At 67.7% G+C, this 26,188-nt stretch carries 28 protein-coding genes; 13 read left to right on the forward strand and 15 right to left on the reverse strand.

What is annotated here, in order from left to right:
• Window positions 1-146 precede the first annotated feature (146 nt).
• The 4 genes from BJQ90_RS08210 to BJQ90_RS08225 all read right to left on the reverse strand — a co-directional run bounded on the left by BJQ90_RS08210 (window position 147) and on the right by BJQ90_RS08225 (window position 2,267).
• Window positions 147-644 (reverse strand): hypothetical protein, encoded by a 498-nt coding sequence (locus BJQ90_RS08210; protein ID WP_226759800.1) that lies wholly within the window; start codon window positions 642-644, stop codon window positions 147-149.
• Between the two features lie 116 nt (window positions 645-760).
• A complete protein-coding gene (locus tag BJQ90_RS08215; RefSeq protein ID WP_226759801.1) occupies window positions 761-1,024 on the reverse strand; it encodes a GlsB/YeaQ/YmgE family stress response membrane protein in 264 nt (87 codons plus the stop codon).
• 127 nt (window positions 1,025-1,151) lie between these two features.
• Window positions 1,152-1,361 carry a dodecin gene (locus tag BJQ90_RS08220; RefSeq protein ID WP_226759802.1) on the reverse strand — a complete coding sequence of 70 codons (210 nt, stop codon included), beginning with the start codon at window positions 1,359-1,361 and terminating at the stop codon, window positions 1,152-1,154.
• 96 nt (window positions 1,362-1,457) lie between these two features.
• Complete coding sequence (locus BJQ90_RS08225; protein WP_413463658.1) at window positions 1,458-2,267, reverse strand: SGNH/GDSL hydrolase family protein; 810 nt, start codon at window positions 2,265-2,267, stop codon at window positions 1,458-1,460.
• Window positions 2,268-2,544: 277 nt separating this feature from the next.
• Between BJQ90_RS08225 and BJQ90_RS08230 the strand changes: the two genes are divergently transcribed.
• Window positions 2,545-2,802 (forward strand): metal-sensitive transcriptional regulator, encoded by a 258-nt coding sequence (locus BJQ90_RS08230; RefSeq protein WP_069950339.1) that lies wholly within the window; start codon window positions 2,545-2,547, stop codon window positions 2,800-2,802.
• Window positions 2,803-2,831: 29 nt separating this feature from the next.
• Here the strand turns inward: BJQ90_RS08230 and BJQ90_RS08235 are convergent, their stop codons facing one another.
• Window positions 2,832-3,542, reverse strand: a complete 711-nt coding sequence (locus BJQ90_RS08235) for a FadR/GntR family transcriptional regulator (RefSeq protein WP_226759828.1) — start codon at window positions 3,540-3,542, stop codon at window positions 2,832-2,834.
• 146 nt (window positions 3,543-3,688) lie between these two features.
• Here BJQ90_RS08235 and BJQ90_RS08240 point away from each other — a divergent pair, with 146 nt between their 5' ends.
• The 9 genes from BJQ90_RS08240 (at window position 3,689) to BJQ90_RS08280 (ending at window position 12,568) form a co-directional block, all read left to right on the forward strand.
• Window positions 3,689-5,227 (forward strand): four-carbon acid sugar kinase family protein, encoded by a 1,539-nt coding sequence (locus BJQ90_RS08240; protein ID WP_226759803.1) that lies wholly within the window; start codon window positions 3,689-3,691, stop codon window positions 5,225-5,227.
• Window positions 5,228-5,264: 37 nt separating this feature from the next.
• A complete protein-coding gene (locus BJQ90_RS08245; protein ID WP_226759804.1) occupies window positions 5,265-6,158 on the forward strand; it encodes an NAD(P)-dependent oxidoreductase in 894 nt (297 codons plus the stop codon).
• A gap of 113 nt (window positions 6,159-6,271) precedes the next feature.
• Window positions 6,272-7,738 carry a GntP family transporter gene (locus tag BJQ90_RS08250; protein ID WP_226759805.1) on the forward strand — a complete coding sequence of 489 codons (1,467 nt, stop codon included), beginning with the start codon at window positions 6,272-6,274 and terminating at the stop codon, window positions 7,736-7,738.
• Window positions 7,738-8,610, forward strand: coding sequence for a class II fructose-bisphosphate aldolase (locus tag BJQ90_RS08255; RefSeq protein WP_226759806.1), 873 nt, complete (start codon window positions 7,738-7,740; stop codon window positions 8,608-8,610). The genes BJQ90_RS08250 and BJQ90_RS08255 overlap by 1 nt, the downstream gene beginning before the upstream one ends.
• 42 nt (window positions 8,611-8,652) lie before the next feature.
• Window positions 8,653-9,045, forward strand: a complete 393-nt coding sequence (locus tag BJQ90_RS08260) for a DUF1304 domain-containing protein (RefSeq protein WP_226759807.1) — start codon at window positions 8,653-8,655, stop codon at window positions 9,043-9,045.
• Between the two features lie 177 nt (window positions 9,046-9,222).
• The gene (locus tag BJQ90_RS08265; RefSeq protein ID WP_226759808.1) at window positions 9,223-10,560 is read left to right on the forward strand and encodes an acyltransferase family protein; all 1,338 of its coding nucleotides are present in this window, start codon (window positions 9,223-9,225) and stop codon (window positions 10,558-10,560) included.
• Window positions 10,557-10,901 (forward strand): GNAT family N-acetyltransferase, encoded by a 345-nt coding sequence (locus BJQ90_RS08270; protein ID WP_226759809.1) that lies wholly within the window; start codon window positions 10,557-10,559, stop codon window positions 10,899-10,901. The genes BJQ90_RS08265 and BJQ90_RS08270 overlap by 4 nt, the downstream gene beginning before the upstream one ends.
• A gap of 149 nt (window positions 10,902-11,050) precedes the next feature.
• Complete coding sequence (locus BJQ90_RS08275) at window positions 11,051-11,755, forward strand: hypothetical protein (protein WP_226759810.1); 705 nt, start codon at window positions 11,051-11,053, stop codon at window positions 11,753-11,755.
• Between the two features lie 30 nt (window positions 11,756-11,785).
• Complete coding sequence (locus tag BJQ90_RS08280) at window positions 11,786-12,568, forward strand: SDR family NAD(P)-dependent oxidoreductase (RefSeq protein ID WP_226759811.1); 783 nt, start codon at window positions 11,786-11,788, stop codon at window positions 12,566-12,568.
• A gap of 21 nt (window positions 12,569-12,589) precedes the next feature.
• Here the strand turns inward: BJQ90_RS08280 and BJQ90_RS08285 are convergent, their stop codons facing one another.
• Complete coding sequence (locus BJQ90_RS08285) at window positions 12,590-13,651, reverse strand: FUSC family protein (RefSeq protein ID WP_226759812.1); 1,062 nt, start codon at window positions 13,649-13,651, stop codon at window positions 12,590-12,592.
• Between the two features lie 205 nt (window positions 13,652-13,856).
• A complete protein-coding gene (locus BJQ90_RS08290) occupies window positions 13,857-15,467 on the reverse strand; it encodes an MFS transporter (RefSeq protein ID WP_226759813.1) in 1,611 nt (536 codons plus the stop codon).
• Window positions 15,468-15,865: 398 nt separating this feature from the next.
• Here BJQ90_RS08290 and BJQ90_RS08295 point away from each other — a divergent pair, with 398 nt between their 5' ends.
• Both BJQ90_RS08295 and BJQ90_RS08300 read left to right on the forward strand, forming a co-directional pair.
• Complete coding sequence (locus tag BJQ90_RS08295) at window positions 15,866-16,099, forward strand: hypothetical protein (RefSeq protein ID WP_226759814.1); 234 nt, start codon at window positions 15,866-15,868, stop codon at window positions 16,097-16,099.
• 84 nt (window positions 16,100-16,183) lie between these two features.
• Window positions 16,184-16,444: a hypothetical protein gene (locus tag BJQ90_RS08300; RefSeq protein ID WP_226759815.1), complete on the forward strand. Its 261-nt coding sequence runs from the start codon at window positions 16,184-16,186 to the stop codon at window positions 16,442-16,444.
• 36 nt (window positions 16,445-16,480) lie between these two features.
• On the opposite strand, the gene BJQ90_RS08305 is transcribed toward BJQ90_RS08300, so the two are convergent.
• Window positions 16,481-18,967: an ATP-dependent DNA ligase gene (locus BJQ90_RS08305; RefSeq protein WP_413463659.1), complete on the reverse strand. Its 2,487-nt coding sequence runs from the start codon at window positions 18,965-18,967 to the stop codon at window positions 16,481-16,483.
• Between the two features lie 124 nt (window positions 18,968-19,091).
• Here BJQ90_RS08305 and BJQ90_RS08310 point away from each other — a divergent pair, with 124 nt between their 5' ends.
• Window positions 19,092-20,108 carry a Ku protein gene (locus BJQ90_RS08310; protein ID WP_226759817.1) on the forward strand — a complete coding sequence of 339 codons (1,017 nt, stop codon included), beginning with the start codon at window positions 19,092-19,094 and terminating at the stop codon, window positions 20,106-20,108.
• Between the two features lie 32 nt (window positions 20,109-20,140).
• Here BJQ90_RS08310 and BJQ90_RS08315 read toward each other — a convergent pair whose 3' ends face one another.
• The 7 genes from BJQ90_RS08315 to BJQ90_RS08345 all read right to left on the reverse strand — a co-directional run bounded on the left by BJQ90_RS08315 (window position 20,141) and on the right by BJQ90_RS08345 (window position 26,090).
• Window positions 20,141-20,428 carry a Rho termination factor N-terminal domain-containing protein gene (locus BJQ90_RS08315; RefSeq protein WP_226759818.1) on the reverse strand — a complete coding sequence of 96 codons (288 nt, stop codon included), beginning with the start codon at window positions 20,426-20,428 and terminating at the stop codon, window positions 20,141-20,143.
• A gap of 2 nt (window positions 20,429-20,430) precedes the next feature.
• Entirely contained in the window at window positions 20,431-20,931 is a 501-nt protein-coding gene (locus BJQ90_RS22700; protein ID WP_226759819.1) for an SRPBCC family protein, read from the reverse strand.
• Between the two features lie 220 nt (window positions 20,932-21,151).
• Complete coding sequence (locus BJQ90_RS08325; protein ID WP_226759820.1) at window positions 21,152-21,430, reverse strand: HPr family phosphocarrier protein; 279 nt, start codon at window positions 21,428-21,430, stop codon at window positions 21,152-21,154.
• Window positions 21,431-21,488: 58 nt separating this feature from the next.
• Window positions 21,489-23,567 (reverse strand): fructose-specific PTS transporter subunit EIIC, encoded by a 2,079-nt coding sequence (locus BJQ90_RS08330; protein WP_226759821.1) that lies wholly within the window; start codon window positions 23,565-23,567, stop codon window positions 21,489-21,491.
• 2 nt (window positions 23,568-23,569) lie between these two features.
• On the reverse strand, window positions 23,570-24,556 hold the full coding sequence (locus BJQ90_RS08335; RefSeq protein ID WP_226759822.1) for a 1-phosphofructokinase family hexose kinase: 987 nt from the start codon (window positions 24,554-24,556) through the stop codon (window positions 23,570-23,572).
• On the reverse strand, window positions 24,553-25,356 hold the full coding sequence (locus BJQ90_RS08340) for a DeoR/GlpR family DNA-binding transcription regulator (protein WP_226759823.1): 804 nt from the start codon (window positions 25,354-25,356) through the stop codon (window positions 24,553-24,555). Before BJQ90_RS08340 ends, BJQ90_RS08335 begins: the two co-directional genes overlap by 4 nt.
• 470 nt (window positions 25,357-25,826) lie before the next feature.
• Complete coding sequence (locus BJQ90_RS08345) at window positions 25,827-26,090, reverse strand: DUF6458 family protein (protein WP_226759824.1); 264 nt, start codon at window positions 26,088-26,090, stop codon at window positions 25,827-25,829.
• Window positions 26,091-26,188 lie beyond the last annotated feature (98 nt).

Genomic DNA, 26,188 nt, shown 5'->3' on the forward strand with positions numbered 1-26,188 from the left:
GCCGGCGGCAGGCGCCGCGGACCGCCGCGCTGTTCATCCGCAACGGGCTCACGGCCCGGGTGGCCGGCTCCGGGGAGCTGGACGCCACAATCGTCGTCGGGACAGCGCGGAAAGGTCCGCCGGGGGAGACCGGCCGGGCGTTGTAGCTAAGCGACCTTGTCGGGATCGACGTTGGTCGCGGCTCCGGCAGGGGTGGCTCCGCCTTCGTCGGACCAGTCCTGGCCGTGCTGGTCGTTCAGCGCAGGGTCGGACTCGACGTCGGAAGCGGCGGCCGCGGCGGAGGTGCCGAGGTTCACGGTCTCCGGGTGGGTGCTGTGTGCGGGGATGCCTGCGCCCGAAGCAGCAGCGGTGCTGCCGCCGGCCGGCTGGCGATCGCTTGTTGATCCCTTGGGGGAGTTGTCGCCGCGGACGGCTGAACCGATGACCGTGCCGGCCCGCCGGGCTGCCTCGCCAAGCTGCTCTGTCACCTCGGGTGCCTTTTCCTTCACCGCGTCAGTCGCCGCGGCCACCCTGTCCTGGACCGGCTGGCTTTCCCAAAGGGCGGCGGCGCGTGCCTTGAGCGTTTCGTAGGCTGCCCGCCCGGACCGGGACCCAAGAACGTAGCCTGCGGCGATTCCGGCTCCGAAAAGAAGTTTGCCTTTCATGCTGTACTCCTGCTCTTTGGTGGTGCTCGAAAGTGTGGTTTTCAAAAACGTGTGGGCTGGTGCCAAAAAACCGGCCCCGGGAATAATCCCGGGACCGGTTTTCGGTCGCGTCAGCCTTAGCGGGCCGAACGCTTGGAGATCATGCCGTAAACCAGCAGGACGATGATCGCACCGCCGATGGCCAGCAGCCAGGTCGAAAGCGAGAAGAACTCGTTGATGCCGGTGCCGAACAGCATTCCGCCAATCCAGCCACCGAGGATGGCGCCAACGACGCCGAGGATCAGTGTGATGATGATGCCACCACCCTGACGGCCCGGGAGGATTGCCTTAGCGATTGCGCCGGCGATAAGGCCCAGAATCAGAAATGCGAAAAAACCCATTTTTATCGTTCCTTCTTCATAGAGGAGACACCCGGATTGCCGGGTGCGCTACATCCTTCTGCCTCAATAGTAATCATGCTTAGTATAAAAGTGCCAGTCAGTAGCCGGACGCGTTCAGCGCCGTAGCTTAGCGTTCCAGGCGGAACCCAAGTTTGATGGTCACTTGCCAATCGGCGACCTCGCCGTTTTCAAGGTGCCCGCGGACTTCCTTTACTTCGAACCAGTCGAGGTTCCGCAGGGTCTTGGCCGCTTCTGCGATGCCGTTGCGGACGGCGGCATCAATGCCTTCGCTCGACGTTCCGACAATTTCAGAAATGCTGTAAGTGTGATTAGACAACTTCGCTCCTCGTGATCGCCATCGATACCCGGCAGTGGGCCGTTCCTGCAGATTAGCGGACAGATCGCAGCGGGACTAGGGGCGGGGGACTGGGCCTCAGGACCCGTAGACGGGTCCTGGCTCGGGACGTTTGGGGGTCAGCGGCGGGGCATCCGAGCGTTTCCGGACCCGGCTGACCATCCAGGGAAGCAGGTAGTTGGTGAACCAGGCGATGTCACCGGCCTTGCTTTCCCGCCAGCTTCCGGCGGGCATGGGCTTGGGCTCCAGCGGGCTCAACGTGTGCGGGACGCTGAGGGATTCCAGCACCATGGCCGCGATCGTGTGGTGCCCCATCGGCGAGAAGTGCAGACGGTCCGGATCCCACATTCGCGGGTCCGAGAGCTGCCGCAGGGCCCAGAGATCGGCGATCACACCGTGATGGCGCACGGCGATGGTCCTGATGTTCTCGTTGAAGACGGCGACCCTTCCCCGGTTATGCCCCAGCAGCGGGGTGTCGCCCCAGTCGGGACCGGTGAACAACACCACAGTGGCGCCGGTGGCGCTGAGCATGCCCACTGCGGCGTCGAGGCTGGCGGCCAGCCGGTCGGGGTCACTCCGGTGGAAGACAAGGTCGTTTCCGCCGGCCGACAGCGTGACCAGGTCCGGCTTCAGCGCGATCGCGGGGCCAAGTTGCCGGTCGAGGATCTCGCGCATCACGAGGCCGCTGACGGCGAGGTTGGCGTAGCGGAAATCCGACCTCCCGCCGCTGAGCTCCTCGGCGATACGGTCCGCCCAGCCCCGCATGCCGCCCGGACTCAGCGGTTCCGGGTCCCCGAGGCCCGCCGTAAAAGAATCCCCCATGGCGACATACCGGCCCCACGGGCCCGCTTTCCGCGGCCCGGCAAGTTGGCCCAGTTCCCGGCCCAACTGCCGGCCGGAGCCCCGTCCCGTGGCGGGGTCACTGGTGCCGGATTGCCCGGCGCCAGGATCCAGGAAACCGGCGGCGTTCACATCCCCAGCATTACGCCGAATATTCATGTTCCACTAGGTCCTTAGGCCCCTAGCCGGGCGGTGCCTGCGCGTCGGCTCGGAGCGGCCCGGCCCGGCCCGGCGGAAGTGCTGGTGGCCAGACGCCGCCGGGTGGTTTCTGATACGTAGGGGGGTATATCATGGAAACTAAACCCTGTGAAACACGGAGGAACAAATGGAACTCGATCCGGCCGATATGAAGCCCGTTATCAACCGGCTTCGCCGCGCCCAGGGGCAGCTTGCTGCCGTCACCCGGATGATTGAAGAGGGCCGCGACTGCAAGAGCGTCGTTACCCAGCTGGCAGCCGTGTCCAGCGCGCTGGACAAGGCGGGATTCTCGATCATCGCCACCGGCCTGCAGCAGTGCATGCAGCAGGAGGACCCCAGCCTGGACCGGGCCGAACTCGAGAAGCTTTTCCTCTCGCTGGCCTGAGCCCCGCTTGAGCCGGGCCGCTCCGGCCGTCAGGCCGGGCGGTCCGCCAGCACGTAGGCCTTGAGGTCATCCAGGGTCTGCTGCATGTGCGCGTCCATGGCATCCCGCGCCTGGTGCGGATCCCGCGTGGACAGCGCATCCGCGATCTTCTGGTGGTGGCCGATCGCGTGCGACTGGATCTCGCGTACTTCCGAGGTCTGGGTCCGCCGCCGTTCCAGCACCCGGTGCAGCGGCGCGAACAGCACGGCCACAAAGACATTCTCCGCGGCGCGGAGGATGAGGTCGTGGAACGCAAGGTCCGCTGCCACGAACGCCGCAACATCGTGTTTTTCATGCGCCACGCGCATCGCGTCCAGCTCCCCGTATAGGGTCTTGAGCTCGGCGTCGCTGATCCGCGCGGCCGCCAGTTCGCAGGCGCCCGACTCCAGCATCCGGCGCAGCTCGATCAGCTGGACGGCGGCGGCGGCATCGTTCTTTCCCTCCGAGGCTGCCCGGAGCACGGCCTCCAGCGACGCCCACCGGCTCAGCGGGTTCACAAAGGTGCCGCGGCCGCGCTCCACGCTGAGGATCTGCTGGGCCTCGAGGGTCTTCATCGCCTCGCGGACCGTCATGCGGCTGACCTCGTGGCGGGCGCTCAGTTCAAGCTCGCCGGGGACCGCTGATCCGGGCGGGAATTCGCCGGCAATGATGCGGTCCAGCAGTTCGTCGGCCACGACGCCGACCAACGATTTCCTAGCCAATTGTCCCCATTCGCCGTCGCCGAGTTGCGTGATTGACAAGTCTACTTGCGCGTCTTTGTGCCGTATGCCACACTAGCATTCAAATGTTAGATGTCAGACATCTTACAAATCACTTACGTAGCAGAGTTCCCCACAATGGAGTGCAAGTGCCTTTTGAATCAGAGCTTTTTGAAGCAGATGTGCTGGCCGCCTTCCCGGCGGAGGTCCGGATCCCCGCGCGGACCGTCGCCGCGGCCCTCGATGCCGCCGCTGAGTCCTCCCCCCGGATTCTGGTGGTGCTCGACGACGATCCGACGGGTACGCAGTCCGTCGCGGACCTGCCCGTCCTCACCCGCTGGGATGTCTCAGACTTCACCTGGGCCTTCACCCACCGCATCAACGGCCGCCGCCCGGACGCCGTGTACGTCCTCACCAACACGCGCAGCCTTGACCCCGCCGAGGCTGCCGCCCGCAACGAAGAGGTAGTCCGGAACGCCCTCGCGGCCGCCGCCCTCGAAAGCGACAGTGCCGGTTCCAGCAGTGCCGGTTCCAGGCTGCGCCTGGGGTTCGTCAGCCGCAGCGACTCCACCCTCCGCGGCCACTACCCGCTGGAACCGGACACGATTGCGGCGACCGTCGCCGCTGTCAGCGGCGACGTGACGGACGGCGTCGTGATCGTCCCGGCGTTCCCCGACGCCGGACGCGTCACGATCGGCGGCGTGCACTTCATGCGCGGCACCGGCGACGACGCCGGCAAGCTCACCCCGGTGGCCGAGACCGAATTCGCCAGGGACGCGAGCTTCGGCTTCGCCAATTCCGAACTGGCCAAGTACGTTGAGGAGAAGTCCCAGGGCCGCTTCCCGGCGGAATCCGTGATCGTGCTGACCCTGGACGTCATCCGCGCCGCGGGCCCGGACGGTGACCCCCAGGTCTCGGCCAAGGCCATCGCGGACGCCATCGATGCCGCCACCGGCTCCACCCCGATCGTGGCCGACATCGTGACGGAAAACGACCTCCGGGCCCTGGCGCTGGGCCTGCAGGAAGCGGAACGCCGCGGCAAGAAGCTGCTCTACCGGGTGGGTCCGCCGTTCGTCCGCGGCCGCATCGGCCAGGAAATCCGCGCCGAGCTCAGCGGCGGGGAAGCCTACGCGGGCAACACGCCGTCCGGCGCCGGCGGGCTGATCGTGGTCGGCTCGCACGTCGGTGTCACCACACGCCAGCTCGAGGCCCTCGTCGAACAGCACAGTTCCGCGCGGATCGTGGAAATCGACGTCGAAAAGCTGCTCGGCGGCAGTGCCGAAAGCTACCTCGACGACCTCGTCCGGAAGGTTGTCGAATCCCTGCACAGCGCCGACGTCATCCTGCACACGAGCCGGCTGCTCATCAAGACGGACGACGCCGCCGAGAGCCTCCGGATCGCCCGCACCGTGTCCGCCGCTGTCGTCGCCGTGGTGAACCGGACCCTGAAAACCTTCCCGCCGCGCTTTGTGATCGCGAAGGGAGGCATCACGTCCTCGGACGTCGCCGCCCACGGCCTGGAAATCCGCCATGCCATTGTCCGCGGCCCCATGCTGCCGGGCATCGTCAGCCTGTGGGAGCCGGTGGACGGCCCGGCCAAGGGCATTCCGTTCATCGTCTTCGCCGGCAACGTCGGTGACGACCAGTCCCTGGCCCAGGTCACCCGCAAGCTCAGCAACACCTTCTGATCCGCACCGCAAACCCCTCATTTCAATGGAGAAAGCCATGAACTACAAAGTCACCGTCCTCGGCCTGGGCGCCATGGGACTGCCCATGGCCACCCGGCTGGCCACCGAGCTGACCGTCCACGGCTTCGACATCGCCGAACCGCGCCTGCGGCTCGCCGAGGAGGCCGGCGTCCGCACATTCGCGTCCGCCCGCAAAGCGGCCGAAGGCGCCGATGCCCTGCTGCTCGCCGTGCGCAACGGTGAACAGCTGGATGACGTCCTCTTCGGCGAGAACGGCGTCGCCTCGGCGCTGTTGCCGGGCGCCGTCGTGATCCTGGGCAGCACCGTCGGCACCGACGCCATTCCCGCCACCGTCGCCCGGCTCGCGGCATTCGGCGTCTCCCTCGTGGACGCGCCGCTCTCCGGCGGACCCAAGCGCGCCGGCGAAGGCGATCTGCTGATCGTCGTCGGCGCCGAACCGCAGGCGCTCGAAGCGGCCCGCCCGGTCCTGGAGCTGCTCGCCTCCACCCTCACCGTGGTGGGGGACAAGCCCGGCGACGGGCAGGCGCTCAAGACCGTCAACCAGCTGCTCTGCGGGATCCACATCGCCGCCGCGGCCGAGGCAATGGCCCTCGCGGACGCCCTCGGGCTGGACCAGGCCAAGACCCTCGCGGCCCTGGAGGCCGGCGCCGCCGGGTCCTTCATGCTGTCCAACCGTGGACCCCGCATCCTCGAGGCCTACACGGAAAACGGGGCGGAGGTCCTCAGCCGCCTGGACATCTTCGTCAAGGACATGGGCATCGTCGGGAAGGCCACCCGCGCCGCCGGCCTGGCCGCCCCGGTGGCCGCCGCCGCCGAACAGCTGTACCTCCTCGGCCAGGCCCAGGGCCTCGCCGCCGCCGACGATTCCGCCGTCATCAAGGTCCTCGCGCCCACGAAGCGCACCGCCTAGATTCGCCGCAGCAAGTCCAGATTCCCTAAGCCCGACGACGGCGGATCCCCCCTCCGCCGTCGTCGTCGAAACACTCGCTCACTGGCTACAGTGACGTCAAAGGAGACCCCCGCATGAATGCCCTGCTCAATTCCCTGATGGTGCGCGCGGCCGACGCGCCCGTCATCAAGCCGGCTGTGGAGCTGGGAACTCCGCTGCTGCTGGCCATCGCCGTGGCCGGCGTCGCCCTGCTGCTGCTCATGATCATCCGCTTCAAGATCCAGGCCTTTGTGGCCCTGCTGACCGTCAGCGTCCTGGTGGCCGTGGCCGCGCAGATCCCGCTCAAAGACGTCTTCACCGTGGTGGCCAACGGGGTGGGAAGCACCATGGGCAAGGTGGCCCTGCTGATCGCCCTCGGCGCGATCCTGGGGCGGATGATCGAGGTCTCCGGCGGCGTGCAGTCCCTCGCCGACCACTTCACGGCCAAACTCGGTGCCCGGCGGGTGGCCGTGGCCCTCACCGCCGTCGGCTTCCTCGTCGCGATTCCGGTGTTCTTCGAAGTCGGCATCATCGTCCTGGTGCCGATCGTCTACGCCTTCGCCAAGATCGCCAACGTCCATCCGGTGAAGTTCGGCCTGCCTATGGCCGGCATCATGCTCGCCATCCACGTGGCCGTACCGCCGCACCCGGGGATTGTTGCCGGTGCCGGCGTGCTCGGCGCCGACATCGGACTCATCGCCCTGATCTCGCTGGTGATCTGTGTGCCGCTGGGCTTCCTGTCCTACTGGGTGGCATCCGTCATGAACCGCAAGGAATACGCACTCCTGCCCGCCGTCAAAAAGCAGGTGGACGAGTTCGGCTCCGCTTCCCTGGTCCGTGCTGGTCACGAGGGCCCGGGCAGCAAAGCCATCGCCCCGCCCCGCCCCGGACTCATCATCTTCCTCATCGCCACCCCGATCGCGCTGATCCTCCTTGGCACCGTGGGCACCCTCATGATTGACAAGAACAACTTCTGGTACGGCGTAGCTGCCTTCGTTGGCAACCCCGTCTTCGCCCTCCTCGTGGCCGTTGCGCTCTGCTTCTTCCTCCTGGCCGTCCGCCGCCAGTGGTCGCTGACGGAAACCGGCGAAATCTTCGAAGGCGCCCTGCCCCCGATCGCCTCCATCCTGATGGTGGTTGCCGCAGGCGGCGTCTTTGGCAGCGTCCTGCAGGTGAGCGGAATCGGCAAGGCGCTCTCCGAATCCCTCGACACCCTCGGCGTGCCGTTGCTGCTGCTTGGCTTCGTCATCTCGCTGGCCCTCCGCGCCGCGCAGGGTTCGGCCACTGTCGCGATCGTCACCACGGCGGGCCTGCTCTCCTCCGCCGTTGCCGGCGGCGGCTACACTCCGGCCCAGATTGCCGTGATTGTCATCGCCATCGGCTTCGGCGCCCTGGGCCTCTCCCACGTGACCGACGCCGGCTTCTGGGTGGTCGTTCGGTACTACGGCCTGAGCGTCGCCGACGGCCTCAGGACCTGGACCGTGCTCACCACCGTACTGGGACTGGCGGGCTTCGCCCTGACGTTCGTGGCCTGGATGCTGGTGGGAGGCCTGAGCGCCTGATGCGTGCCCGTCTCGACACCCTAGTCAGTGCCGCCCTGCAACAGGGATCAGCCGTTCCGGCGTTCACCTGCTATGACTTCACTACCGCGCTCGCCGTGGTGGGGGCCGCCGAAGCGGCCGGCCGCGGAACCATCCTGCTGGTCTCGCCCAGCACCGCAGCCACGCCGAACGGTCTCCGGCTGATCGCGGCGCTGCGCGGACTCGCCGACGGCGCCAGCGTTCCGGTTGCTGTGCAGCTGGACCATGCCTCGGACCTCGGTGTGATTGCCGGTGCCGTCGCCGCGGGGGCCGATTCCGTCCTGGTGGACGGATCATCGCTGCCCTATGAGGACAATATCGCCCTGGTCCTGGCGGCGCGGGCCTTGCTCGACACCGCCGGAACGGACACGGTGATCGAGGCGGAACTTGGCGGTCTGGCCGGCGACGAGGACAGGGCCTTCGGATCCGACGCCGCAGGCAGCGCCCCGGCGGCCGGCACGGCCGGGCTCACCGACTCGGCCCAGGTGGAGGACTTCGTCGCCCGGACGGGCGCCCAGCTGCTCGCCGTCGCGGTCGGCAACGTCCACGGCAAGTACCACGGCGAGCCGGAGCTGCGGTGGGACGTGCTGCAGGACATCGCCGTCCGGACCCGTCTGCCCCTGGTGCTCCATGGCGCCTCCGGAATCCCCGCCTCCGAGCTCGTCAAGGCCGCCGCCATGAACGTGGGCAAGGTCAACTTCAACACCGAACTGCGCACCGGCGTGCTGGAAACCCTCGACGCACGCACGGCGGCGCACCGCAGGGATGGCGAGAACCTTCAGGGGCTGCTGGCCGAATGGGACGTCTCGGCCAGGGCCTTCGCGGCCACGGCGCTGGCGACGCTCTCCCGCTGATCCGCTGACGGGCCGGGAACCGGGGGAGGCTAGGATCAGACCATGATCCTGGCCTCCCTCGTGTTCGTGCTGCTTGCGGCCCTGCTGCACGTCTACATCTTCACGATGGAGTCCATTACCTGGACACGGCCGGCGACGTGGAAGCGGTTCAGCATCACCTCGCAGGAGGACGCGGACACCACCCGGCCGCTGGCCTACAACCAGGGTTTCTACAACCTTTTCCTGGCCGTCGGGGCCCTGGCCGGCACGGGCGCCGTCGCCCTCGGCCACCCGGCCGTCGGCTGGACCCTGGTCCTCAGCAGTTGCGGCTCCATGCTTGCGGCCTCGATCGTGCTCGCCCTCAGCGGGCGCAAGTACCTCCGCGCGGCCGCCACCCAGGGCGCGACGCCACTGCTCGCCGTCGTCCTCGGGGTGCTGGGGCTGCTGACCGTCTGAGCCGGCCCGTCTGGGCCGGTCCGCCAACCTGGCCGCCGAACGTATTAGCCGGCAGCGGAGGCCGGGACGGACGGCACTGGCCGCCGGCCCGGATAAGGCCGACAATGGGGGCGAACACAGCAGCGTTGACGCTCAACAGCCCAGGAGGGTGCGTTGGCCGGTTCCTGAGGGGGCTCCATGTTTCCACCGCGGCGTGCAGGGGGCGGCCAAGCCCTGCAGCCGGAACGCGACCGGGTGATCGATCTCGCCAGGTTCTTCTGCCTTGCGCTCGTGGTGGTGGCCCACACCATGATGGTGAGCCCCGAGCTGCACCCGGACGGCACCGTGACCTCCAACAACACCCTTGGCAACGAGCGCTGGTTCGAACCGGTGGTCTGGGTACTTCAGGTCATGCCCCTCTTCTTCGTCGCCGGCGGCATCACCGGTGTGCAGTCCTGGCGCCGACTCCGTGCCCGGGGTGGCAACACCTTCGACTTCATGCAGGCGCGGATGCTGAGGCTCATCCGCCCGGCGGCTGTGCTGCTCGCCCTGATGTTTGCCGGGCTCTGGGTGGCGCAGCTTGCCGGCGTCGACCCGCAGGTCGTCGAGCTGATCGTTGCCGGGGCCGGCATGCCGCTGTGGTTCCTCGCCGCGTACCTTGCGGCGCAGCTGAACCTTCCGCTGCTGGCAAGGCTGCACGCCCGGGCGCCCTGGCTGACCCTGGCAGTTCTTACCTCGCTGGTGGTGGCGGTCGACTGCCTGCGGGGGACCATGCCGGCTCTGGCCTACCTCAACATGGTCTTCGTGTGGTGCGCCGTGCAGCAGCTCGGATTCTTGCTGGCCGACGGCGGACCACTGGCCCCCGGCCGACCAGCGCTGGCGGGCATCATCCTCGGCAGCAACCTGGTCCTCGGGCTGCTCGTGTGGCTGGGACTGTATTCCGGGAACATGCTGGTAAACCTCAATCCACCCAACCTGACCCTGTTGCTGCTGGGATTCTCGCAGGCCGCCACGCTGCAGCTCTTCCGGCCCGCGCTGGCGAGGCTCGGGTCCCTGGCGCGGGTGCGGCGGTTCGTCGCAGCGGCCGGACAACGGTCGATGACGGTCTACCTCTGGCATCTGCCCCTCCTCGCGGCGATGTCCGGCCTGCTGCTGCTGACCGACTTTCCCCAGCCGCTCGGGGGATCAGCCGCCTGGTGGTGGGGGCGGCCACTCGTGCTGCTGGCCTTGACCGGCCTCCTGCTGCCGGTCCTGGCGCTCTTCGGCCGGCTCGAAGAGCGCCCGACGTCGCCGGCAACCTCCCCGTCCCGCCCGGCGGCCGCCGTGGTGCTGGCCGCCGTCGTCGTCTATGTCCCGGTGGCCGACGCAGCGCTCAACGGACTCACGCTGGGACTGCTCGGCGGGGGAGCGGCGTGTTTCGCGCTCGCCGTGCTGCTGCTGGGGCGCATCCCGGTCCGGCTTGTGGCCGATTCGGGTCCCGGCGGATCGGGACCGCCATTGCCACGTCCGCCTTTAAGTGCCAATGTCGAACCATGACGGAGAACTCGGCAGCCACTGAAGACACGTTCAGCCCGGACGTAACCACCACCCGGAATGATGAGCTGCACCGCTATGAGCTCCACGTTGGCGGCAAGCTGGCCGTCCAGATCCGCTTCATCGACGAGCCCGGCCATGTGGACTTCATCCACACGGATACGGCGGAGCCGTTCCAGGGCCAGGGGCTCGGCAAGGTGCTGGCGCACTTCGCGCTGGACGACGTCGTGGCCTCGGGCAAACGGATCATCCCGAACTGCCCCTTTATGTACCGGTACCTGCGCAAGCACGACTCCTACACCCAGTACATCGACTGGCCGGAGCAGCCCCCGGCCGGAGCGTGACTCCCGACCGGCTGCCACCGGCGCCCCCGACCGGCTGTCGCAGGTGACTCCCGACCGGCGGCGCCTGCTTGTGAGCGGGGCAACAACCTCGTAAAGTTCTGAGCAGAGTTATGCAGTTGGCTCTTGGACGTGTCCCTTTGGAGAACCCCGTGAACCATAAACTGCGTGTGCTTGTCCGGGTGGATGTCGATCCCGGACATGTGACCCTCGAAGTCACCGGTTGCCTTACCCAATCAGACTTCCCCGCGCTGCTGCACATTATGCGGCGCGCGGGCCGACTTGGTGCCGGCACGGATGTCATCATCGACCTGCACAGGTCGTCCCATCTCGACCCGGAGATCCTCCTGCAGCTCAGGTCCATCGCCGACGCCAGCGCGGCAGCCGCCGCTCCGGACCTCGACTCCCCTGCCAGGGAGCCGTTCCGGGTCACGCTCGCAGAGCCCGCGGAGCTCCCGATCTGCCTGCTGCACGTCGGATCCGACGGCCTGGTCCTCGCCGGCCTCGAGTGGGAAGCACCGGGTCTTCCCTCCGGTCTTCCCTCCGGGGGCCCGCTGAGTCCGGGATTGGATGAGGGGTGCACCCCAATCGCTGCCGAGCTCAACACCTTTAATGGCCAGGAGCTGTCCGAATACTTCGAAGAAACCCTCGACCCGGCCGCAGCGGTCCGTGCGTTGTCCGCCGCCGCCCTGGGACAGCTGTGCGACGCCCTGTACCGCCACCTCGATACCAGCAGCCCGTCCTTTGGCGCGCACACCTGGTACGAGCTGGCGACCGAAGAGCTGCAGAACCGGAACCTCAGCGCCGCGGCCGCCCCCGCAGGGAGTGAACTGGCCGCCGGGCAGGCCCTTGCCTGAGGCAGGACCTGACCGGGTTAGGCTATCGCCATGACTGAACCTGTTGCTACACCGGCCTTCACGACCGCCCTGATCACCGGAGGAACCGCCGGGATCGGGGCGGAATTCGCCCGCCAGCTCGCCGCACAGGGGCACAGCCTGGTGCTGGTGGCCCGCGACGCCGCCCGGCTGAAGGCCACTGCCGAGGAGCTGGAGAAACGCTATGGCGTCGGCGTCGAGGTGCTCGCCGCCGACCTTGCGGACGACGCCGGAGTGGCGGTTGTGGTCGCCCGCCTCACGGACCCGGTGCGTCCGGTGGAAATCCTGGTCAACAACGCCGGGACTGGCCTGCTGCACTCCTTCGAGGAAAACGACATTGCGGAGGAGACCAGGCATCTCAAGCTGCATGTCGAGACGGCCATGCAACTGACCCATGCCGCCCTGCAGGGCATGCTCAGCCGGCACTCCGGCAGGATCATCAATGTCGCCAGCGTGGCCGCCTTCCTTCCCCGGGGAAGCTATTCGGCCGCGAAAGCGTGGCTTGTCAGCTTTTCCCGCTGGGCCAACCTCGCGTACGCCAAACAGGGCGTGCAGGTGACGGCCGTCTGCCCCGGGTTCACCCACACCGAGTTCCACGACCGGATGGGCATGGACAAAACGGTGACCCCGCGCTGGATGTGGCTGCAGGCCGACCGCGTCGTGCGGGAAGGCCTCGCCGACAATGAACGGGGGAAGGCCGTCTCCATCCCGACGAAGCGCTACAAGGTGCTGACCACGGCCGCCCGCATCTTGCCGGACCGGCTCGTGGCCGGGCCGCCCCGCCGCGCTAAATAACCCGTCAGTGCCCGCGCCAAATCAGTGCGGGCGGGCCGGTGGCCGGCGTCGGCGGATCAGGCCCACGACAAGGATGCCCAGCCCGGCTCCCATGATGGTTTCGATGGCGCGCTCGGTCACCAGCAGGTGCGGGTCGGCAGGGGCGGCGAGCTGCGTCATCAGCAGGATCACGGGAGTGAAGGACACCATGGCCAGGCCGTAGTGCCTGGTCATGAACAGCTCCGTCGTGAACTGCAGGACTATCACCAGAAGTGCCAGGGCGGCGGCCTCGCGGCCGGGGAACATCCGGAGGGGTGAGAAGGCCCAGGGAAACAGCACCACGGCAACCACCACAAGGCCCACCAGGGTGCCAACAATCCGGTGCAGGCCGCGGTGCACGCTGCTGGGCATATCCGCCCCCGCCAGGGGCACCGCGGCGGCTGCCATGGCCCAGTGCGGGTGCCCGCTGCCGCTGAGCACCCCCAAGGACCCTGCCGCCCCGACGGCGGTAAGGTACCGGGCGGCATGGATCCAGGCTGCCCGGCCTCGGGCCCCGCGCAGCGGCGGGATATCCCGTCCCGCGCCGCGTTCCCAGGCCCGGCCCCGCACCCAGCCGCCAAAGCCCACCACCATGGAAAAGGCGGCGGACAGCGCTCCGATCAGGACCGCCGTGTGCCACTGCACACTGGTGGGGATGGAGGCGCACGCGCCCAGGGCCAGGATGCCGAAGAACGGGCCGTTGGGCTTCAGCGCCACCTTGTCCGCGAACAGTGACCCCGCTGCCGCAAGAAGCGTTTCGGTGACGACGAGAACCCAGGAATGGAGCTGGTTTACCGAGAGGAACACGCCGACGGCCAGCCCGCCCACCAGCAGGAGGGCAGCCTGGCCCTGGTGCCGGAGCCGCAGCTGATGCGGCTCGTTCCGGCCGTACATGCCGGTCAGTGCGCCGAACACCGCATAGATCATCAGTTCCGGGCGGCCCGCGGCGAGAAGCACGAGGGACGGGACGGCCACACTCACGGCCACGCGCACTGCCGAGACATGGTCCTTGTCGGCCGGCGCCAGGCTGTGCAGGCTGCGAAGCTGCGCGCTGAGGGACTGCACGGGCTCCTCCTCTTTCGGGTTGGCCGGTCTTGCCGGAAGGGTTGGCTGCCCGGCTTGCTGCCGGACGCGCCTAAGGCCCGCCCTGCGTGCTTCCCCCAATGGGCAATCACGCAAGGCAGGCCTCAACGGGCGGGACTTTGCTACAGAATCCGGGTTAACCGGCCGGGCTCAGGATGAACACGACCGGGCTGCCAGAGTGACAAGCTCAGGCTTTGGCCGGAACCCTATCGGCGTCGCGGAGCGCCGACGAATCAGCACCTGAACCTGCCGCCGCGGCATAGGGCATGTCCATTTCCACCAGGTCGATCAGGGGGTTCTCGTCCTGGTTGGCAACAAGCTCCTTGGCCTCCGCCTGGGTGTCCACACTGGGCATGGACCCCGGCAGGGGGCGCTGGGCCGATTCCTTGAGGAAGTAGATCGCAACGGAACCGATCGCCGAGGTGGCCATCAGGTAGTAGGCCGGCATCATGTCATCGCCGGTGGCGCCGATCAGGGCGGCGACGATGAACGGTGTGGTGCCGCCGAAGATTGCCACGGAGAAGTTATACGCGATGCCCATGGCGCCGTAGCGGCTGGCGGTCGGGAACTGCGCCGGCAGGGCCGAGGCCAGATTGGCCACGTAGAAGGTGACCGGGAAGGCGATCAGGCTGAGGCCCAGAAGGGTGGACCAGATTTCACCGACGCCGATCAGCATAAACGCCGGGGCGGCCAGGACGACGGTGCTCAAGGCGCCGATCCAGAGCACGGGGCGGCGGCCGATCCGGTCGGAGAGCTTGCCAGTCAGCGGGATGCAAAGGCTCATGATGACCAGCACGGGGATGGTCAGCAAGGTGCCGTGCACCTCGTCGTAGCCCTTTGACTCCGTGAGGTACGTCGGCATGTAGGACGTCAGGGCGTAACCTGCGGTATTCGCCGCTGCCACCAGGATCATGGCAACGATGAGTGAACGCCAGTAGGCTTTCACGATGCCCACCGGGCCCTTGGACGCGGCTGTGTCCGCGCCGGTGGCGTCCTTGGCGAGGTTGTCCTGGGCATCCAGGGTGGCCTGGAACTGCGGGGATTCCTCGATCTTGCTCCGGAAATAGACCGCGATCAGGCCCAGCGGACCGGCGAGCAGGAACGGGATCCTCCAGCCCCAGTCCTCCATGGCGGCCTGACCCAGGGTCAGCTGCAGCACGGAAACGAGGGCGGCGCCGGCCGCGAAGCCGAGGTAGCTGCCCATGTCGAGGAAGCTGGCGAAGAACCCACGCCGTTTGTCCGGGGCGTATTCGCTGACGAAGGTGGTGGCACCGGCATACTCGCCGCCGGTGGAGAAGCCCTGGATGACCTTGAACAGGACCAGCAGGACCGCAGCCCAGATTCCGATCTGCGCGTAACCGGGCAGAAGGCCAACTGCGAAGGTGCTGGCCGCCATGATCATGAGTGTCGTGGCGAGAACCTTCTGCCGGCCAATCTTGTCGCCAAGCCAGCCGAAGATGACTCCGCCGAGGGGGCGCGCAATGAAAGTGGCGGCGAAAGTTCCCAGCAGGAACAGGGTCTGGACGGACTTGTCCGCGTCGGGCAAGAATACCGGTCCCATGGTGGTGATCAGGTAGCCAAACACTCCGACGTCGTACCATTCCATGGTGTTACCCACGATGGTGCCGCCGAGTGCTTTTTTGAGCATCGGCTTGTCGACGACGTTGACGTCAGACTCTTTGAGTCGACGGCGTGGCCGTAGCTTTGGTTTTCTCACACCCGTGGGTGCAACTTGGTTGGTTCCGCTGGCGTTCATAACGCCTGCTGAAGAGTCGGTCGTGCTTCGGTCTTTGGGCATTTGGGCCGCTCCTATGGAGGTCATTTGCTTGCGACTTGTAGCTGCCCCGCTCTGGGCAGACCTTCAATTTTACGCGATTTCCATGGTGTTTCCGAGTTTGGTGCCGTATGATCCGTTGATTCTGCCCCGATCGGCGCCGGTTGGCGGATTTCTTTTCCGCCGTTTCGCCGCGCCAACGTTGGGAAACCCCGTGTCCGCCGGGGCTGGCGCAAACTTTTTCCTCCAAACCCGGTCCGACGCCGTTTTTTCGGCCGAAATCAGGCCTTTGCGGCGGCGCCGTTCACCCGCAATGAGGCCCCCGCGGGACCGCGCAGAAGGGGGTACCCAAGGGATCCGGAAAGCGCTTAGGGTTGAATTCAGCGGAGCGCTGATCACAAGCCACACAAGGAGAACAGTCCATGACCGGCAAAGAGAGCAAGAAGAGCACCCGCAGCGGAGCCGAGGCGGACGACAATTCCCAGGCCAAGCAGGAGGAAGGGAACGGCATTAAGTCCCGCCTCACCGACGCCCAGAAGGAGATGCTCGCCAGCAAGTCGCGGGGCGGGGCGGCATCGCAGAGCGTCGGCCACAGCCACAAGCCCACGCACGTCAGCGGCAAGCAGGGCCCGGCCGAGAAGAAGGTCCGCTGGTAGCCCTACAGACATCGCCAGCCGGCCGACCTACGATGGGTGAACACTTCATTTCACAGCGGTAATTGCACAGGGAAAGGAAGAGCAATGGCAGATCATCACTCAGGAGAAGAGATCGAGCCCGAGGTGGCCAGCCACTTGGCTGAGTCCATGGATGAGGCTCCCGGGCCCGAGCCGGTGCATCACCTTCCACCCCCCGCATCCGAGGGGCATTCCTGGCCGGATGGCAGCGGCAAACACCGCCACCCGAAGGACCGCGATGAGGTCCGCGGACTGCAGAGCCAGCAGGTGGTGGAGGCCGCGGAGCACCGGACCAGCCGCCCGGACATTCCCCACCGCGACAAATGATAGGGCAGCCGGGCCGGCGTTGAAGCCGGCCCGGCGCTATTCGAACGCCACGTCCTCAGGCTTCTTGTCCAGCCTCCAGCCGCGCCAGACCGGGTGCCGGAGCTTGCCGCTTCCCGTCCACTCACCGTAAGTGACCTCCCCGACCAGCCTGGCGCTCACCCAGCGGGCGTCCGAGGCATCAGCCGCGGGCACCTCCTCGAACGGCGAGGTCTTCCGCGGGAGGGCATCGAGTTTCTCGCGGAGTTCCTGGAGCTCCCGGGTACTGAAGCCGCTGCCCACGCGCCCGACGTAACGCAGCTTGGAACCGTCCGGGATCCCCAGCAGGAGCGAGCCCACGGACTGCCCGCGCTCTCCCTTGCCCGGCCGCCAGCCGCCGACAACCACCTCCTGGGTGCGTTCGAACTTGAGCTTGAGCCAGGACCTGCTGCGCTGCCCGACGTACCGGCCGCCCGTGCGCTTGGCCATCACGCCCTCCAGCCCCAGCTCCTCGGCGCTTTCCAGGATGTGCCGGACCTCGCCCTCGATCAGCGGGGAAAGCTCCACCGGGCAGCCGGAGGGCGTGAAAAACGCTTCCAGCGTGGCCCGGCGTTTGCTGAGCGGCAGGCGGCGCAGGTCCTGGCCGTTCTCGGACAGGAGGTCGAACAGCATCAGCCGCACCGGCGTCGTGGACTGCGCTTTCGCGACGTCCAAGGCCCTGGTGAGCTTCATCCGCCCCTGCAGCAGCCCGAAGTCCGGCCGTCCCGAGGGGCCGACGGCGATGACCTCGCCGTCGGCGATGAAATCCTGCTCCGGCCAGCAGGAGCGGTCCGTCAGTTCCGGGTACGTCGAGGACATGTCGTTGCCGTTCCGGCTGATCAGGCGGATCTTCTCCGCGTCCCCGACGACCAGGGCCCGCACCCCGTCCCACTTGAGCTCAAACTGCCAGTCCTTGCCCGGCAGCTCCGCAGGGGTTCCGGCACTGGCCAGCATCGGCTTAAAGTCCGCCGGGTCCGGCACTGCGCTCTCCCGCTCCGTGGCGCCGGCGGGACCCGGGCCCGCACCCCGGGCGGACGCGGCGGAACCCCGGGTGGAAGCGGTGGAATCCTCGCCGGGCGCCGGCGCGGACGCCGGCCACTTCTTCCCGTCGTGCGGGTCCATCAGGTGGATGAGCCACTGGTCGTCGCCCCGGCCGGTGTGGATCAGCGCGAACCTGCGGACGCCGCCCAGGCCGCCGTCGTCCTGGCCGGTGAGGGTGGCAATGACCTCCTTGCCCGCGATCCACTTCTCGCACTCGTAGGAGCCGTGGTCCCAGATGCTGACCGTCCCGGCGCCATACTCGCCCTTGGGAATGGTGCCTTCGAAGGCCGCATAGTCCATCGGGTGGTCCTCGGTCTGGACCGCCAGGTGGTTCTTCGTTTTGCTGGTGGGCACGCCCTTGGGCAGCGCCCAGGACACCAGCACGCCGTCGCGCTCCAGCCGGAAGTCATAGTGCAGCCGGCTGGCGTGGTGTTCCTGGATGACGAACTTCTCCCGGAGCGTGCCGCTTTCTGTCGCCGCTGCCGTCGCTGCGCGGTAGCGTTCCGCGGTGAACGGCTCCGGGGTCGAGGCCGCGTCCCGCTTGGCGCGGTACTGTTCCAGCCGCGGGTCGGTGTCCCCGCCGTCGTCGTTCGCTTCTCCGGCGGCCGCGCCGCCCGGCGGGCCGTCCGGCAGGGCCGCCGGCCGCCTCCCGCCGGAGATGGCGGCGAAAGGATCCTTGCCGGACTCCACCCGCTTCAGGACCTCCAGGTAGTCCAGCTGGTGCAGGGACGGTGAACTGAGTTCGCGCCAGGTCCGGGGTGCCGCCACCATGGGCCGGAGCCGCCCGCGCAGTGAATAGGGGACGATGGTGGTCTTCGCGGCACTGTTCTGGCTCCAGTCCACCAGGACCTTTCCGCTGCGCAGCGTCTTCTTCATGTCACTCACAGCCAGCTCCGGGTGGTCGGCTTCCAGCGCGCGGGCCAGTTCATGGGCGAATTCGGAGATCTGCTCCGAGCTCTGCGTGCCGTCGAGGGCAGCGTACAGATGGATGCCCTTGCTGCCGCTGGTCACGGGCACCGGGTCCAGCCCCACGTCCTGCAGGATGGTACGGGCAAGCTTTGCCACCTCCACACAGTCGGCCAGCCCGGCCCCCTCGCCGGGATCCAGGTCCAGCACCAGCCGGTCCGGAGGCAGCTGGTTGCCGTGGGAATCAACGCGCCACTGCGGCACATGGATCTCCAGGGCCGCGATCTGCGCGAGCCAGGCGAGCGTGGCCGGATCGTTGACCAGCGGGTACTGGATGGTCCGCTCCTTGTGCGTGATGGAGGCCCGCGGCACCCACCCCGGAGTCGAATGGTCCAGGTTCTTCTGGAAGAACATCTCGCCGGGGGCATCGGCCGTCCCGACGCCGTGCACCCAGCGTTTCCGGGTGGCCGGGCGGTTTGCGGCGGCCGGGATCAGGACGGGCGCCACAGCGGCATAGTAGGCCAGCACATCGGCCTTGGTGGTGCCGGTCTCCGGATACATGACCTTGTCCAGATTGGTGACCACCAGTTCGCGGCCGCCAACCCGGACGCGCTCCTTGCTCCTGGCCGGGGTCCTTTCAGCCAAGGGGCTTCACCTCCACGCAAGTGTGCTGTTCACTTGATCCATGAGAGCCATCTGGAAAGGCGCAATAGCGTTCGGGCTGGTCAACGTGCCCGTCAAGGTCTACAGCGCGACCGAAGACCACGACATCAGCCTGCACCAGGTCCACAACGCCGACGGCGGCCGGATCCGCTACCAGCGCCGCTGCGAGGTCTGCAGCGAGATCGTGGACTACGAGGACATCGACAAGGCCTACGAGGACGACGGCCGGACGGTGGTCCTCAGCCGCGAGGAGCTCAAGTCCATCCCGGCTGAGAACAGCCACGAGATCGACGTTGTGCAGTTTGTGCCGGCCGACCAGTTGGACCCGATGATGTTCGAAAAGAGCTACTACCTGGAGCCGGACTCCAAGTCGCCCAAGGCCTACGTCCTGCTGCGCCGGGCGCTGGAGGACACCGACCGGGTGGCCGTAGTCCAGTTCGCGCTGCGCGACAAAACCCGGCTGGGGGCCCTGCGGATCCGCGGCGACGTGCTGGTGCTGCAGGCTCTGCTCTGGGCCGACGAGGTGCGGGAGGCCAGCTTCCCCGCGCTCGAAACGCCCATCCGCATCTCTGCCCAGGAGCGCGAGATGTCCGCCGCGCTGGTCGATTCGATGGCAGCGGACTTCGAACCGGACCAGTTCACCGACGACTACCAGCTGCAGCTGCGCCAGCTCATCGAGGCGAAGCTGGAGAAGGGCGAATCGCTGGACACCGAGGAAACCTTTGGCGTCCCGGCTGCCGAGGCCGGCAGCGGCGAGGTGATCGACCTGATGGAGGCACTGAAACGAAGCCTGGAGAAGAAGCGCGGGGCAGGGGCCGCGACCGCGCCCGCGGACGACACGTCCGCCACCAAGCCCGCCGCCAAGTCCGCGACGAAGCCCGCGGCCAAGCCGGCCGCGGCCAAGACGGCTCCGACGACGGCTTCCCGGACTGCTGCCAAGGCCGCACCCAAGACTGCAGCGAAGACCCCCCCGAAAACTGCTGCACCGAAGACAGCTGCCGCGAAAGCCCCGGTCCGGAGCGCGCGGAAGGAGGCCTGAGCAGGCGGTTGTCCGGCCGGCGGCCACCGGGATCAGGAATTCCTGAGGGCGGAAATGAGCTCGCTCTTCTTTTTCCCCGAGTAGCCCTTCAGGCCGATCTCCTTGGCGCGTTCCCTGAGCTGGGGAACGGTCCAGTCCTCGTAGTCGCCGGCCTTTCCGCCCTTGCGGCCGACGGCTGACCGGCCTTTCTTCGCGGCCGTGTTGGAGATGCGGGCGGCTTTCTGCTTCGACGCCCCGTCTTCCAGTAGCGCTTCGTAGAGTTCAGGGTCCTTGATGCTGGGGCTTTCGGGTCCGCGCGGGCCATTCTTGTTCGTGGGCATGGCTACCTCGGCCGCTGGGTGGTGGTGGGCCCGGCGGTGTCGTCCACTTCGCCCCGGTCGACTGAGGACCGCCATTCGCCGGTTTCGATCCCGCGGGATTCGATGAACTGCTTGAAGCGGCCGAGGTCTGCGGTGACCTGCCGGCTGTCGGCGCCGACGGCGGAGCCGGCCTTTTCGACGAGCCCCTGGGGCTCCCACTCCAGTTCCACGCTGACCCTGGCCCGTTCAGCGCCGAGGGGTTCGAACGTCACGGTGCCAGCGTTGCGGGGCTTGTCGGTGCTGACCCAGGCGATCGTCCGGTCCGGGGTCTGCTCGGTGATCTGGGCGAGGTATTCGCGCCGGACGCCGGCGGTGTCGGTGCGGAACTGGAGGGAGGTTTCGTCGATCTGCTCGACGGACTTTACCCCCTTCATAAACACCGGGAACGTCTCGAACTGCGTCCACTGGTTGTACGCGGTGGACACCGGGACGTCGACTTCGATGCTTTCCTGCACGCTTGCCACGGGGTTGGCTCCTTCTGCCGGGAATCCGTCCTGCGGCAGCCGCCGGTAGCGGTGCCGCGTTTTCCAAACTAGCGGCGCCACCGGGCCGTGACAAGCATCTACTAAGTTTGCTGAGGAATTTCCGGCGCCCGGATGCTCCGGAACGAAAAAGCCCGGCCGCACCCTGTCAGGGTGCGGCCGGGCCTCGTCGTCCCGGCGGCGGTTCCGCCGGGAGGTGACGCTACTCGGCGTCGTGGTCCGTTTCGAGGATCTGGACCAGGCGCTCGAGGGCGTCGTCGGCGCCGGCGCCCTCGGCCCGCAGGACCACAACTTCGCCGTGGGACGCGCCCAGGCTCATGAGGGACAGGATGCTGGCGGCATCCATGGCCTCGTCAACGGGTTCTCCCAGCCGGGCAATGGTGATTTCGAGATCGAACTCGCCTGCAGCCTCGGCAAAGATGGCGGCCGGGCGGGCGTGCAGCCCGACGCGGCTGGCAATGGTGGCGTTACGTTCGGTCATTGTTGCTCCTTGGTTTCAGCGTGGGGAATATCAGCTAGGAAAGGTCTTCCTGGACGGCTCAGGCGGCTACGGGAACCGCTTCCACCGTATCAACCGGCTTCTTGACTGCCCAGCGCTTGAGCCCGATGACGGCGAAGGCTGAGATAACGGTGCCGACCGCGATGGCAACGACGAACATCAGGAAGTTGTCGATGGCGAAGAAGACGAAGATTCCGCCATGCGGGGCCTTCGATCCCACCCCGGCTGCCATCGAGATCGCACCCGTCACGGCGCCGCCGAGCATGCAGGCGGGGATGACGCGCAGCGGGTCGGCCGCGGCGAAGGGGATGGCGCCTTCGGAGATGAAGGAGGCTCCCAGCAGCCAGGCGGCCTTGCCGTTTTCCTGCTCCGCCAGGCTGAAGAGCCGCTTGTTCAGCACGGTGGAGGCGAGGGCCATGGCCAGCGGCGGGACCATGCCGGCGGCCATAACGGCCGCCATGATCTGCCACGGTGCCTGGTTGGTGACGGTGGCTGCGCCGAGGCCGGCGACGGCGAAGGCGTAGGCAACCTTGTTGACCGGTCCGCCGAGGTCGAAGCACATCATGAGGCCGAGGATGACGCCGAGGGCGATCGCACTGGCGCCGGTGAGGCTGGACAGCCAGTTGTTGAGGCCCACGGTGATTGCGGCGATCGGGCCGCCCAGGACCACGAACATCAGGCCGGAGGCCACGAGGGAGGCCACGAGCGGAATGATGACCACCGGCATCAGGCCGCGCAGCCAGCGGGGGACGCTGAGCTGGCCGATTGAATGTGCCACATAGCCTGCCAGCAGGCCGCCGACGATGCCGCCGAGGAAGCCTGCGCCCATGAACCCGGCGACCGCGCCGGCGACGAAGCCCGGGGCGATGCCCGGCCGGTCAGCGATGGCGAAGGCGATGTAGCCGGCCAGCGCCGGGACCAGGAAGCCCAGGGACAGGGCGCCGATCTTGAAGAGCACTGCTCCGAGGTAGGCGCCCAGCGGGCCCCAGGCGAGCTCCGGGTACTCGGTGGGCAGGTTGCCGATCGTGTTGTTCGCGAGGATCTTGTCCGCGTACCCGGTGATGTCGTAGCCGCCCAGCAGGAAGCCGAGGGCGATCAGCAGACCGCCGCCGGCCACGAACGGGATCATGTAGCTGACACCGGTGAGCAGGGCCTTCTTCAGCTTCGTGCCGAAGTGCTCGCCCTTTTCCTCGGCCTCCTGCTGCGCCTGTTCCTCGGCACCGTAATGCGGGACCCGGCGGGCGTTGGGATTGTCCGCCGCGGCGAGGGCTTCCTGGACCATCTTCTCCGGCTCGTCGATGCCGCGCTTGACCGGGGCGTTGATGACGGGCATGCCGGCGAAGCGCTCCTTGCCGCGCACGTCCACGTCCACGGCGAAGATGACGGCGTCGGCGGCGGCGATGACGGCGGGATCAAGCGGTTTGGCGCCGGAGGACCCCTGCGTTTCCACCTGGAGGTCGATGCCGGCTTCCTTGGCCGCGGCCACGAGCGAATCGGCGGCCATGTAGGTGTGGGCGATGCCCGTGGGGCAGGCGGTCACAGCGACGAGGCGCTTGGGGCGCGCTGCCCCGGCGGCTGCGGGCGCGGTGGCCGCGCCGGCGGCAGTGGAACCGGCGGCAGCAGCGCCGGCGGCCGCTGCCGGGGCAGCGGAGGAGTGGGCCGCGGGCTTGTCCGCGAGGGCACCTTCGACGAGCTCGACGACCTCAGCCTCTGAGCGGGCGCCGCGCAGCGACGCGGTGAAGTCCTTTTTGATCAGCGATCGGGCGAGCCTGGAGAGCAGCTTGAGGTGCTCCTGGTCCGCGCCTTCGGGGGCCGCGATGAAGAAAATCAGGTCCGCAGGTCCGTCTTTCGCGCCAAAGTCGACCGGCTGGGAAAGCCTGGCCATCACGAGCGTCGGTTCGGTGACCGCGGTCGAGCGGCAGTGCGGAATGGCGATGCCGCCGGGAACGCCCGTGGCGGTCTTCTGTTCCCGGGCGAAGGCGTCCGCGAAGAGGCCCTCCACTTCGGTGGCGCGTCCGTTGGCGGCAACTTTGCCTGCCAGGTGCCGGATCACGTCCTCGGGCGAGCTGCCCAGGTTCTGGTCGAGCTCGACCAGTTCGGTAGTAATGAGCTGAGTCACTGTCAATCCTTCCGGAGAGCCGTGATGGTTACGGCATTGGGGGTGGTTTGGTGGACCGCCGGGACTGTGGAGCCCGGCAGCGAAGCGGCGGCGGCACCATGGGCCACAGCCTGTCGGAGGCAATCGGCCGGGGCGGCGCCCTGGCTGGAGGCGAGCAGGTAGCCGGCCAGCGAGGAATCGCCGGCGCCCACCGTGCTCACTGCAGTAACCGGCGGATGCGTGGCCAGCCACGCGCCGTCGGCCGTTACAAGCACCGCACCCTTGGAACCGAGCGTTGCGAGCACGGCACCCACCCCGGACCGCACGACGGCGGCGGCGGCCACCGCGGCAGCCTCCGGATCCGCTTCGAGTTCCTCGGCGGACTTGTGCGTGGCGAACCCGGCTGCGGCAGCCAGTTCCACCAGTTCCTCGGCGTTGGGTTTGAGGAGATCCGGTTTCCCCAGCGCGTCGCCGGAGATCGCGGCGGCGAGCGGTTCGCCGGAGGAATCGACGGCGATGAGGGGGACCTCGCTGCCGTGATCCATGGAGCGCAGCCGCCGCGTGACGGTGGCGTAGAAATCGGCCGGGACCCCGGGTGGGAGCGAGCCGGCCAGGACAACCCAGCTGGCACCGCGGGAGTGGTCCAGCAGCAGCCCGATCAGGGCCTCCTGCTGGTCCGCACTCAGCACCGGGCCGGGTTCGTTGATTTTGGTGGTGACGCCCCCGGGCTCGGTGAGTGCCACATTGCTGCGCAGCGGCGCGCCAATCGGGAGGGCGGCAAACGGGACATCGCCGTCCCGGAGCCCGGCAAGGACCGGGTCCCCCGCGGCTCCGGGCAGGACGGCGAGCGTCTTCAGGCCGGAGGCGACGAGGGCGCGGGAGACGTTGACTCCCTTGCCGCCGGATTCCTGCCGGACGGAGACGGCGCGCTGGACTTCGCCGCGGAGCAGTGGGCCGGGCAAGGCCACGGTGCGGTCCAGGCTCGGGTTGGCGGTCAGGGTGACAATCATGCGACCACCACCTCCACTCCGGCATCCGCGAGGGCGTCGGCCAGTTCCTGGCTGGGTTTCGTGTCGGTGATCAAGGTGTCCAGATCTTTCAACGAGGCGAACTGGACCAGGGTTTCGGCGTCCAGCTTGGAGGCATCAGCCAGCACCACGATGCGGCGCGCTGATTGGACGAAGGCAGCCTTGACAGCGGCTTCTTCAGGATCGGGAGTGCTCAGCCCGAAGGCTGCGTGGATGCCGTTGGTACCGATGAAGGCGATGTCCGGGCGGATCCGGCGGGCGGCTTCCACGGTGGACTGGCCAACGGCGGCCTGGGTGATGCCGCGGACCTTCCCGCCCAGCAGGTGCAGGGCGATGCCGGGTTCGCCGGACAGTCTGGCCGCGACGGGCAGCGAGTGGGTGATGACCACAAGTTCCGCAGCGCGTCCTGAAATGGCCGCCGTTGCTGCCGTCCGGGCGGCCAGGAGTTCCGCGAGGTACTCGGTGGTCGATCCGGCGTCGATCAGGATGCTGCCGGTCCGGTCCTGCGGAATGAGCGCCAGGGCGGCTTCGGCGATCCGGGTCTTTTCCGGCTGGTGCTGATCGGTCCGGACCAGGATGCTTTCCTCGTTGGTGCTGAAGCGGTCCGGGGATACGGCGCCGCCGTGGACCCTGCGAACGCTGCCGGCGGCTTCGAGGGCGGCGAGGTCCCGGCGGACGGTCTCGGTGGTGATGCTGAAACGCTCGGCGAGGTCCGTGACGCTGGCACGGCCGCTGGCGGTGATGAGCCCAACGATCAGCTGTTGGCGTTCTTCGGCGAACACTGGCTCTCCCTTGCGTCAGTACAGCGGGCCTTCCTGCCACTCCCGTGATAGCCATCACAGGTGGTGGAGTTGATTGACTTTATCTTTGCATTTGTGGCTTTGTCAATGGAAAACAACATGAAAACAGAAAATTCACGGCCCCTCCGGGGGGCATGCCCAGTGTTCAGGGTGAGGAATGGGCATATTGGGACTATGTCCAGCCGTGGCTCTGCGGGCTGGGCATGCGCGGGCGGGCGGCTGGTGAGCCGTTGGACATGCCCAGTCTTTGCGCGGGGGAGTGGGCATATTGGGACTATGTCCGTCCGCGGCTCCGCAGGCTGGGCATGCGCTCTGCGGGGGACGCGGCCGGGCGAGCCTGCGCGGAAGGCCTGGCGGCCCACATGGCAGACGCCGGGCCAGACCCTAGGTCCGGCCCGGCGTCCGGGTCGTTCGTGCGGCGGCGCACCGCGGTGCATTGTGGCGCCCGGGGACTAGATGCCGGCGTCGCGGCTCTCGTTGCGGGTGATGGTCTCGCCGGTGTTGGGATCGACGACGGAGCGGGTTTCACTGACCCGACGGGTCCGGCTGCGACCCGGGGAGGCCAGGACCAGGGATGCAATCAGTCCGATCACGCCCACCGCCATCAGGATGTAGCCGATCATGGTCTGGTCAACATTGGGGATCAGTCCGGGGGTGACGGCCCACGCCAGGATGGCGCCGAGGGCGATGAGGAAGATGGCGGAACCGATTCTCATGACTTGCTCCTTGTGTCCGGTATGACGGATAGGTATTACTAAGCATGCTGTCCAGCGTCACGCTACAGCCCGGTGTGCGTTGTTTCAACGATCTGGTC

The organism is Arthrobacter sp. SO3 (assembly GCF_020532825.1).
GTDB lineage: Bacteria > Actinomycetota > Actinomycetes > Actinomycetales > Micrococcaceae > Arthrobacter.